General features: G+C 64.8%; 11 protein-coding genes. 8 read left to right on the top strand and 3 right to left on the bottom strand.

Annotated features, from left to right (window positions below; translation table 11 throughout):
- Positions 1-50: 50 nt before the first annotated feature.
- Entirely contained in the window at positions 51-752 is a 702-nt protein-coding gene (locus tag NUU27_RS14780; protein WP_257762890.1) for a glutathione binding-like protein, read from the bottom strand.
- 232 nt (positions 753-984) lie between these two features.
- Here NUU27_RS14780 and NUU27_RS14785 point away from each other — a divergent pair, with 232 nt between their 5' ends.
- From NUU27_RS14785 to NUU27_RS14800, 4 genes are all read left to right on the top strand, one after another.
- Positions 985-1,149 (top strand): hypothetical protein, encoded by a 165-nt coding sequence (locus NUU27_RS14785; RefSeq protein WP_257762891.1) that lies wholly within the window; start codon positions 985-987, stop codon positions 1,147-1,149.
- Between the two features lie 19 nt (positions 1,150-1,168).
- The gene (locus NUU27_RS14790) at positions 1,169-1,354 is read left to right on the top strand and encodes a hypothetical protein (protein ID WP_257762892.1); all 186 of its coding nucleotides are present in this window, start codon (positions 1,169-1,171) and stop codon (positions 1,352-1,354) included.
- Between the two features lie 80 nt (positions 1,355-1,434).
- Positions 1,435-2,934 carry an AMP nucleosidase gene (locus NUU27_RS14795; protein WP_257762893.1) on the top strand — a complete coding sequence of 500 codons (1,500 nt, stop codon included), beginning with the start codon at positions 1,435-1,437 and terminating at the stop codon, positions 2,932-2,934.
- Between the two features lie 53 nt (positions 2,935-2,987).
- Positions 2,988-3,989 carry an endonuclease/exonuclease/phosphatase family protein gene (locus tag NUU27_RS14800; RefSeq protein ID WP_257762894.1) on the top strand — a complete coding sequence of 334 codons (1,002 nt, stop codon included), beginning with the start codon at positions 2,988-2,990 and terminating at the stop codon, positions 3,987-3,989.
- A 28-nt stretch (positions 3,990-4,017) separates the two neighbouring features.
- On the opposite strand, the gene NUU27_RS14805 is transcribed toward NUU27_RS14800, so the two are convergent.
- Both NUU27_RS14805 and NUU27_RS14810 read right to left on the bottom strand, forming a co-directional pair.
- Positions 4,018-4,845 (bottom strand): class I SAM-dependent methyltransferase, encoded by an 828-nt coding sequence (locus NUU27_RS14805; protein WP_257762895.1) that lies wholly within the window; start codon positions 4,843-4,845, stop codon positions 4,018-4,020.
- A gap of 6 nt (positions 4,846-4,851) precedes the next feature.
- On the bottom strand, positions 4,852-6,534 hold the full coding sequence (locus NUU27_RS14810; RefSeq protein WP_257762896.1) for an electron transfer flavoprotein-ubiquinone oxidoreductase: 1,683 nt from the start codon (positions 6,532-6,534) through the stop codon (positions 4,852-4,854).
- Positions 6,535-6,908: 374 nt separating this feature from the next.
- Between NUU27_RS14810 and NUU27_RS14815 the strand changes: the two genes are divergently transcribed.
- From NUU27_RS14815 to NUU27_RS14830, 4 genes are all read left to right on the top strand, one after another.
- The gene (locus NUU27_RS14815) at positions 6,909-7,676 is read left to right on the top strand and encodes a hypothetical protein (RefSeq protein ID WP_257762897.1); all 768 of its coding nucleotides are present in this window, start codon (positions 6,909-6,911) and stop codon (positions 7,674-7,676) included.
- A gap of 67 nt (positions 7,677-7,743) precedes the next feature.
- On the top strand, positions 7,744-8,343 hold the full coding sequence (locus NUU27_RS14820; protein ID WP_257762898.1) for a DUF2585 domain-containing protein: 600 nt from the start codon (positions 7,744-7,746) through the stop codon (positions 8,341-8,343).
- Between the two features lie 50 nt (positions 8,344-8,393).
- The gene (locus NUU27_RS14825; RefSeq protein WP_257762899.1) at positions 8,394-9,008 is read left to right on the top strand and encodes a hypothetical protein; all 615 of its coding nucleotides are present in this window, start codon (positions 8,394-8,396) and stop codon (positions 9,006-9,008) included.
- Between the two features lie 181 nt (positions 9,009-9,189).
- Entirely contained in the window at positions 9,190-10,014 is an 825-nt protein-coding gene (locus NUU27_RS14830; RefSeq protein ID WP_257762900.1) for a uracil-DNA glycosylase family protein, read from the top strand.
- Positions 10,015-10,327: the final 313 nt, after the last annotated feature.

Consider the following 10,327-nt stretch of genomic DNA (forward strand, 5'->3'; position numbering starts at 1 on the left):
AGGAGTGGGAGCGGGCAGCAATGGCTGCCCGCTTTTCGCTTCGCCCGAAATCAGCGCGCGCGCTGACCGAAAAGCACCTTCTGTGCTTCCTTGTCCTCGGCGATGTTGCGGCGATGCTCCTGGCCGACTTCCAGGGCGCGGATGACCGCCGGACGTGCCATGATGGTCTCGAACCAGCGCTTGAGATGCGGGAAATCCTCCAAATCCTGGCCCTGGTTCTTGTAGGGCTTCACCCAACCGACGCTGGCCATGTCGGCGATGGAGTAGTCGCCGGCCAGGAATTCGCGGTCGGCGAGGCGCCTGTTCATCACGCCGTAAAGGCGGTTGACTTCGTTGGTGTAGCGCTCGATGGCGTAGGGCACCTTCTCCGGCGCGTATTGACGGAAGTGATGCGCCTGGCCGGCCATCGGACCCAGCCCACCCATCTGCCAGAACAGCCACTGGTCGACCTCGACGCGGGCGCGCTCGTCGGTCGGATAGAACCTGCCGGTCTTGCGGCCGAGATATTGCAGGATCGCGCCGGATTCGAACACGGAAATGGGACGGCCATCCGGGCCTTCGGGATCGATGATGGCCGGCATGCGGTTGTTCGGGGCGATCTTCAGGAAGGACGGCTCGAATTGTTCGCCCTTTCCGATGTTCACGTAATGCAGGGAATAGGGAAGTCCCGTTTCCTCGAGATAAATGGTGATCTTCCAGCCATTCGGGGTCGGCCAGTAATGCAGTTCGATGGGCATGGTCTGGATCGTCATGCGTCTTGCCTCCAAGAGTTCAGGCCACGCGGTCGGGGGAGGATCGTGGCGACAAGACGCAGGTAAGCAACGATCCATGCAATTGCAACAAAAACGCCGCAAAACGATCCTTCACCAAACGCAACATTGGCGCCGACGCCCGTTAACGCTCGTGAACGGTCGATGAATGCCCCTCTCAGAGCGGGTTCAGCCGGCCTGGTGCACTGTGTCGGCATGATGAGGGATAACCACCATGCTGATGCGCCGCTTCACCGTTGTCTGCCTGCTCACCGCCCTGTTCGGCGCCGGCCTTGCCATACTGGTGGCCGAGGCGAGCCGGCCGACCGGCGACTGGCGGCAGAGCCGGCCCTTCGCCTGCGCGACGCAGTCGCAGGCCTGCGCCGGCCAGCATCGTTGAGCGAGAAGGGGCACCGCGAATGACGCCGCTGTTTTCCGCGCTGGGCCATCTGGCCAAGGGACTGGCACTGGCCGCCGTGGTGGCCTCGCCGCTCATCGCCGTGCAAAATGTGCGCGCCGGCCATGAAAACATCATCGAGGGCCATTATGAGAAGTCGAGTGGCGCTGGCCTCGTCCTCATGGTGAGCCTCAAGCGGGCGCGCTGAATTCGCCTGCCGCACCCTTGATGCCCCGCGCGTGCGGCGGCCGGGCCTTGAGAAGAAAAAGAATTTCCATATAAAAGGCCATGGAAAAGCGAATCTATCCTCAACCGATCCAGAAAATCTCCTCTCCGGAGCCTTTCGCCCGAAAGAGCTTCACGGACGCCGGTGAAGCCGTCGCGGCGCTGCGGGCGCTGTACGAGCGCAACACCGCCTTCCTGCGCGACGCCTTCGTGCAGGTCGCCGCAAAAGGCGCGAGCGACCGGCGCTACCGCGCCTTCTATCCGGAAGTGAGCCTTGCCACGGGATCCTACGCGCAGATCGACACGCGCCTGGCCTACGGCCATGTGGCGGCGCCGGGCGTCTATGCCACCACGATCACCCGGCCCGATCTCTTCGACGCTTATCTCATCGATCAGCTCGGCCTCGTCATCCGCAATCACGGCGTGCCCGTCACCGTGTCGGAATCGGAAACGCCCATCCCGCTGCACTTCGCCTTCCTGAAGGACACCTATGTGGAAGGCTCGGTCGCCGACCGCCTGAAGCGACCGCTGCGCGACCTGTTCGACGTGCCGGACCTCAACGCCACCGACGACCACATCGTCAACGGCACCTACGAGGCGCCGCCCGGCGAGCCGATGCCGCTCGCCCCCTTTACCGCCCAGCGCATCGACTATTCGCTGCACCGGCTGGCCCACTACACGGCAACGGCTCCGGATTATTTCCAGAACTTCGTCCTGTTCACCAACTACCAGTTCTACATCGACGAATTCTGCGCGCTGGCGCGCGACATGATGGCCGAAGGCGGCAAGGGCTACACCTCCTTCGTCGAGCCCGGCAACATCGTCACCCACGCCGGCGAGACGAATGCGGACGGCACCGCCCTGGCGCGCTTGCCGCAGATGCCGGCCTATCACCTCACCCGCAACGACCATTGCGGCATCACCATGGTCAATATCGGCGTCGGGCCCTCCAACGCCAAGACGATCACCGATCACATCGCGGTCCTGCGACCGCACGCCTGGCTCATGCTCGGCCATTGCGCCGGCCTCAGGAACACCCAGGCGCTCGGCGACTACGTGCTGGCGCACGCCTATGTGCGCGAAGACCATGTGCTGGACGACGACCTGCCCGTCTGGGTGCCCCTGCCGGCGCTTGCCGAGGTGCAGGTGGCGCTGCAGGAGGCCGTGGCGGAGATCACCGGGCTGTCCGGCTACGATCTCAAGCGCATCATGCGCACGGGCACCGTCGCAACCATCGACAACCGCAACTGGGAACTGCGCGACCAGCGCGGACCGGTGCAGCGCCTGTCGCAGTCGCGGGCCATCGCACTCGACATGGAATCGGCAACCATCGCGGCCAACGGCTTCCGCTTCCGCGTTCCCTACGGCACGCTGCTGTGCGTTTCCGACAAGCCCCTGCATGGAGAGCTGAAGCTGCCGGGCATGGCAACCGAGTTCTACAAGCGCCAGGTATCGCAGCACCTGAAGATCGGCATGCGGGCGGTCGAGAAACTTGCGGCCATGCCGCCCGAAAGGCTTCATTCGCGCAAGCTCAGAAGCTTCTTCGAAACCGCCTTCCAATAGCCTGAAAGCCAGGATATGGCGAGACGCTTGTGGACGGTGACCGCGTTGGGGCTATGAAGGAAAGCACGATCAGCACCCGGCTGCCAGCGCTCCTGGCGGCTGTCGTAACCCTGATGTCGCTGCCGCTGGTCGCCGGATATTGGGGCCGCCTTCACCCGGCCTTCGATGCCATGGCGCATTTCCGCCTGCACCTGGCCTTCCTGCTCGCCTTGCTCGCCGTTCCGCTGCTGCTCTTTCACGGCTGGCGCAGGATCGGCATGGCCGCCGTGGTCCTCGGCATCGCGGCGCTCGCCTCGACGCTGGCGCCCGGCATGAAGACGGCACCGGCCTCGGCCGCAGACGTTCCGGCGGCGCGTTACCGGCTGCTGCAGATGAACCTGCGCTATGACAACGCCAGCCCGAAAAAGCTGTTCTCGCTGATCGGCGAGGTCCGTCCCGACGTGGTGACGCTCAACGAGGTGTCGCGCATGTGGGTCGAGGAGCTGAAATTCCTCGAAGCAACCTACCCCTACCGCATCATCTGCCCGCCGCCCGCGCGCATCGGCGGGGTGGCGATCCTGTCACGCCGGCCGTTCCTGCATCCGGCCGCAGCTTCCTGCCACGACCGCGGCTCGATGGCCGTGGCGAGCGTCAATTTCGGCGGAACCTTCGTCGACGTCGCCGCGCTGCATCTCGGCTGGCCCTGGCCCTACGAACAGAAGGATCAGGTGCAGCGCGTCATCCCGGCCGTCCGGCAACTTGGGAAAACGGCCATCCTGGCGGGCGACCTCAACGCCGCGCCATGGAGCGCCACGGCACGGCGGCTCGAGGCGGCCGGCCAGATGAGGATTATCGCGGGGATCGGAGCCACCTGGTTCGCCCCCTCCTTCCCCACCTCCATCCGGCGGATCGCCGGCCTGCCGATCGACAACATCTTCACCAAGGGCGGCATCGTGCCGATCTCCGTCCGCAGGATGGAGGATGCCGGCTCGGACCACCTGCCGGTCCTGTTCGAATTCGGGCTGCTGCCGCGCCAGCATGACGATGAGGAGGAGGTCATGCAGGTGCGCTTGTAGCGTGCAGTGCCGCCGAAACAGGAAACAACTATCTGCGCCGCGCCACCACCAGGTGCCCGGGCACGGGCTTGCCCATCTCGTGGCGGACCGTGATCGCTTCGACGCAAAGGCATGAGAAGCCGTTGGCGGCGAGCGTTTCGCGCACATAGGCCTCCGCATGGGCAAAGCGCTGATGCGGACCGACCATGAACGGGCGGCCGGCCATCAGCGCGTCCGGGAGGGTCTCGCTCGAGAAGGCGAAGACCGCGCCGGGATTGCTCGACGCGGCAACGCCCGCGAAGAAGGCCTCCAGATGCCCGACATAGGGAAGGACGTCGGTGGCCGTCACCAGATCGAACGGCTCGACGTCGGCATTTTGCAGGAAATCCACGGCCTCGCCGACGAAGAGCGCGTCGTAGACCTCCTTCTCGTCGGTCACTTCCAGCATCGATTCGGAGAGGTCGACGCCGGTGATGTGGTCCGCCATGTCGCGCAGCGTCTCTCCGCAAAGACCGGTGCCGCAACCGAGATCGAGCAGGCGCGGATACGGCCCCGGCGCGTGCGTCGCCAGGGCCTGGCGCACCAGCAGCGGCACGCCGTAGCCGAGCTGGTCGACGAGGATGGTCTCGAAATCCTCCGCATGCTGGTCGAACAGGGTCGTCACATAGGCGTCCGGCGCCTTGGGCGGCGTTTCGCCACGCCCCATGCTGGCAAGCCTCACGGCGGCGCCGCCGTGATCTTCCGGATCGATGCGCAGCACGTCCGCATAGGCGAGAGCGGCCGCGTCGAAATCGCCGGCCTTCTCCAGGGCGAGGGCCCGATCATAGGCTTCGGCCAGCGCTTCCTCGTCGATCGCGGCGGACTGTCTTTCGGTCAATTGGCGTCACATTCCCGTATAGACGGGCCCCTCGCCACCCTGTGGCGGCACCCAGTTGATGTTCTGGTTGGGGTCCTTGATGTCGCAAGTCTTGCAGTGCACGCAGTTCTGCGCGTTGATGACGAAGCGCGCATCGGCCACGTCCCGGCCGTCGGTGAGCGCGTTGCCGTCCGCATCGACCCACTCGTAGACGCCGGCTGGACAATAGCGCGAGGACGGGCCGGCATAGACGGCATATTCCGACGCCTTCTGCAGGTCGAGATCGCGGACCTGAAGGTGAACCGGCTGGTCCTCCTCGTGATTGGTGTTGGACAGGAACACCGAGGACAATCGATCGAAGGTGAGCACACCGTCGGGCTTCGGATAGTCGATCGGCTTGTATCCGGCGGCCGGCTCCAGCGAGGCGGCGTCGGTCTTGCCGTGTTTCATCGTGCCGAACAGCGAGAAGCCGAGCAGCGTGTTCATCCACATGTCGAAACCGCCGATGCCGACGCCGAGCAGGGTGCCGAAGCGCGACCAGAGCGGCTTGACGTTGCGCACCTTCTTCAGGTCCTTGCCGATATCGGAGGAGCGCCAGGCGGCCTCGTAGGCTTCGAGCGTGTCGTTGCTGCGGCCCGCGGCAAGCGCTTCGGCCACATGTTCGGCCGCCATCATGCCGGACAGGACCGCGTTGTGGGAGCCCTTGATGCGCGGCACGTTGACGAAGCCCGCCGAGCAGCCGATCAGCGCCCCGCCCGGAAAGGCGAGCTTCGGCACGGATTGCCAGCCGCCCTCGGTGATGGCGCGCGCGCCGTAGGAGATGCGCTTGGCGCCCTCGAACGTGCCGCGGATCGCCGGATGCGTCTTGAAGCGCTGGAACTCGTGGAAGGGGGAGAGGAAGGGGTTCTTGTAATTCAGGTGCACCACGAACCCGACCGCGACCTGGTTGTTCTCGAGATGATAGAGGAAGGAGCCGCCGCCGGTCTTCATGTCGAGCGGCCAGCCGAAGGAGTGCTGGACGAGGCCCTGCTTGTGGTTCTCCGGCTTGACCTCCCAGAGCTCCTTGAGGCCGATCCCGAACTTCTGCGGCTCCCGCCCCTCATCGAGCCGGAACCTGGCGATCAGTTGCTTGGCGAGCGACCCGCGCACGCCCTCGCCGATCAGCACATATTTGCCGAGAAGGGCCATGCCCGGCTGGTAGTTGGGGCCGTGCGATCCGTCGCGCTCGACGCCCATGTCGCCGGTGACGACGCCGATCACCGCGCCCTCGTCGTCGTAGAGCACGTCCGCCGCGGCAAAGCCGGGATAGATCTCGACCCCCAGCGCCTCGGCATGGCCGGCCAGCCAGCGGCAGACATTGCCCAGCGAGACGGCATAGTTGCCGTGGTTGTTCATCAGCGGCGGCATCAGGAAATTGGGCAGACGAAGGGAGCCTGCCGGACCGAGCACCAGGAAACGGTCCTCGGTCACCGGTGTCTTGAAGGGATGATCCTCCTCCTGGCGCCAATCGGGCAGCAGGCGATCAATGCCCACCGGGTCGACCACCGCGCCGGACAGGATATGCGCGCCGACCTCGCCGCCCTTTTCCAGAACGACCACGGAAAGCTCTGGGTTGAGCTGCTTCAGCCTGATCGACGCGGCAAGCCCCGCCGGCCCGGCACCGACGATCACCACATCGAATTCCATGCTTTCGCGTTCCGTGTCGCTCATTCAACCCTCCGCTTGTCTCTTCGTCCCGCACCCCGCCTGCCCCGGCCTTCTTCGACGGCTTCACGGCTGCAATGCGCCCGACCCTGGCGCTATAGCGCATCCATGCTGGCTGCGAAACCTGTGAAAACCGCACGGGTGCAGTCGTTTTCATTCTTATTACTTTAACGTAAACGTCAATATCAATCTCGCAAGATCGGAATGGCGACCAACCCACTACCGCATCGAGACCTGACCGGGCGCGGTGCGGACATCCCGAAGGTCAGCATGCCGCCCTTCTTGACTCATGTCATTGCCGCACGCACTGGCGGGCTGCATTGAGGCACGGCACCTGCCGCCGCCGAGCGGGTGTCGCCTGCATTTTTCGAACAGACGCCATGGGTTTCCCGTTGCAGCAAGCCGACACACTGCATGCTCCGCTCGTCCGCACCATCGCGCTGATCGCCGCCGTATGGGTGTTTTCCGATGCCGGCTATTACTTCCTGCTGCCGGCGCTCGGGCAGGCATCGAGCTATAACGACAATCCGGTCGGCACCAGTCTCTACTATCTCTTCTGGGTCGGCACCACGGTCATCCTGTTCTGGCCGCAATATGCCCGCTGGCCACGCCTCGCGCGCTGGCGGACTTTCGGCAACAGGCTCGTCAGCCTCGCTGTCTGGTCCCTGGCCTTCCTCGCAGCCGTGACCTTTCTGGCTTACGTCCTTCCGGCGCTGCCGCCCCTGTCGGCGCAGGCCTTGCGAGACGATTTCACCCTGCCGGAACTGCCGCTTGCGACAAGCTGGTACTTTCTGCCGAAATCGGTCGAAATCCTGTTCCAGCAGCTTCTGATCGTGGCGTTCGTTCTGGGTATGGCGATGAACCGCTTCAACCTGCGCAGCATCTCGATCTATGGCGCGGTCCTTTTTGGCGCAACGCATCTGCTGCTGGCGTTCGACGATGTTCCGATCGGCTATGTCGTCCGGTTCTCGCTCGTTGCCGGCGCTTTCGGCCTGATCATTCCATACCTCGTCCTGAGGGTGCCGAACGGCTTTGCCTATTCCTACGTGGTTCACTGGGGCTACTACGCCGGAACCGTCTTCATGGCCCGCATGATCGGTCCGGAAGCCGTCCTGAAGCTCGCCAGGAGCCTTTTCGGCTTCGATTGATCACCGGCCTTCCGTGTCGCGAATCATTGTAATGATGGTGCAACGGCCTGCGAGAAAGGGTGAGTGCGTGGCTATCCAGGACACATGGATCACGAGGACATACCGATACCATCCCGTCCTCCTGACGCTGTCGATCATCGCCGCGATCCTTGCCGCCCAGGCTCTCTTCCTGGCGGCGATGGGGCACCCGGCGATCTGCGATTGCGGCACCGTCAAGCTGCTTTATCCCGATCCGTCCGGCCCAGAAACCTCGCAGCATCTCACCGACTGGTACACATATTCCCACATCCTTCACGGCCTGATCTTCTACATGCTCCTGTGGATCATCGCCCCGCGCATGCCTGTCGGCCTGCGTCTGGCGCTGGCCGTCGGCATCGAGGCGGCGTGGGAGATGGCGGAAAACACGCCGATGGTCATCAACCGCTATCGCCAGTCGGCCCTTGCGGAAGGCTACTACGGGGACAGCATCGTGAATTCGATCTCCGATACGTTCGCGGCGATCTTCGGTTTCCTGGTGGCGCGCCTGTCGCCCGTCTGGCTGAGCCTCGCCCTGCTCGTCGCGACGGAAGCGATCATGGCCTACATGATCCGCGACAACCTCACTCTCAACATCCTGCAGCTTCTCTACCCGAGCGAGGCTGTCTCCAACTGGCAGCGGGGCGGCTGAAAGCCGGCGCCGGCGAATAAGCTTTCCCGAGGCGGCCCATCGGCGCTAGAATGCGCGAGAAGGGAGGAACCGCCCTGCCCCGGACCGCGTCACTCTTCGTCATGCCGCTTCTTGCGCTGCTCGTCGGCGCCGGACCGGGGGACGATGGACGCTGGCAGGCCGGCGCCTATTCCTTCTCCGACGAGCTCGGCGGCTTCCGCATCCGCAATGTGACCGGCTCGGGCACGCGGGCCGATCCCGCCATCCTCACGCAGGAACTGCAGACGACGGCTCCCGTGGTGCTCGTCATCCGCGTGACCGGCGACGTGCCGGGCTATGCCGCCGACGAACGCTCCGGCGAAGGGTTCCTCCATATGGAAATCAACACCGCCAACGGCAGCGGGCTGGCGTGGATCGAATTCGAGTTCGAGCTGCAGGAGAAGCTCGGCCTGCCGAGCGTCTATGGCGACGGCCTCTCCTTCAACCAGCGCGAGATCGGCCGGACGGACGTGGCATCGAGCGGCTTTGCCGCCTACGAGACGAAGTTCGAGCCTTACGACCGGCTGCTGTTCCAGGAGGGAAAGGTCGATCCGGGCGAAACGGTCTCCTTCCGCCTGCTCATCACCGACCTCACGCCGCAGCCGATCTTTTATCTGGTGCAGGATCCGCGCATTCCGTCCTCGTGAACTTGCATCGCAGCCAAAAGAGGGTGACAGTGCGGCCCTGCCGTGACATTGCAGCGCCGTGCATCCATCCGGATGCGCAAAGGACGCTGCAAGCTTTTGAAGCTGCGCATCGTGCTTTCCGAAAATCGATCCCGATTTTCGGGCCGATGCGCCAAGGCCGCAGGACAGGGACAGGATCGGAATGGATTCCGCGGGACTGAGGGAGCTGTTGACCTTCTACGCCGATGCCGGCGTGGACGAGCCCCTGTCGGAAACGCCGGCAAACCGGTTCGAGGAAACGCGGATCGAGGCCGAAAGGCGCAAGGAGAGCCGGCCGGGGGCGGACCGGACGCCTGCTCCGGCGGCCAAGGCCCAGGCCTCGCCCCGCGCGGCGCCGAGCGCGGTCGTGCCCGACGATGCGCAGGCGGCGCGCGCGCGCGAGATCGCCCGCGGCGCCGAGACGCTGGAGGCGTTGCGCGAGCAGCTCACGGCCTTCGACGGCTGCAACCTGAAGACGACGGCGAAGAACACGGTTTTTGCCGACGGCAATCCGGCGGCGCCGGTCATGTTCGTCGGCGAGGCTCCCGGACGCGACGAGGACATTCAGGGCCTGCCCTTCGTGGGGCGCTCGGGCCAACTGCTCGACCGGATGCTGACGGCGATCGGCCTCGATCGCAGCAGCGCCTACATCTCCAACGTCATTCCCTGGCGCCCGCCCGGCAACCGCGACCCCTCGCCGCTCGAAACGGAGATCTGCCGCCCCTTCATCGAGCGGCACATCGAGCTCGTGGCGCCGAAGGTGCTGGTCACGCTGGGCAATCCCTCGACCAAGCTGCTCCTCAACACGCAGACCGGGATCATGCGCATGCGCGGCAACTGGGCGGTGCACAGGACGCCGTCGGGACTGGAGATCCCGACCATGCCGACGCTGCATCCAGCCTATCTCCTGCGCAATCCGGCCCACAAGAAGCTCGCCTGGCGCGACTTCCTGGCGATCAAGCTGAAGCTGGAGGGATTGGGAGACTGAGAAGGCAGCGCCCCTCGCCCCCTTTGGCCCGACGGCGATCTCTCACCCGCTAAGGGCAGGGCAATCGCGTATGGCCATTGCAGGCGATCGAAAACCATGCAGCGGTTTCCGCCATCAATTCCGAGCTTCGAGCTGGTGACGCGAGTGGAGGCCGTGCGCAAAGGTCAAGGCCCCTTCTCCCCGCATGCGGGGAGAAGGTGAGGATGAGGGGCGAGCGCCAAAGACCGCGGAGACAGCGGGACGAACGGGTGAACCAAACATGTTGGCGCACGCCCCTCATCCCCCTGCCGGGACCTTCTCCCCGCATGCGGGG

It is taken from the genome of Nitratireductor sp. ZSWI3, assembly GCF_024655565.1.
Lineage (GTDB): Bacteria > Pseudomonadota > Alphaproteobacteria > Rhizobiales > Rhizobiaceae > Nitratireductor.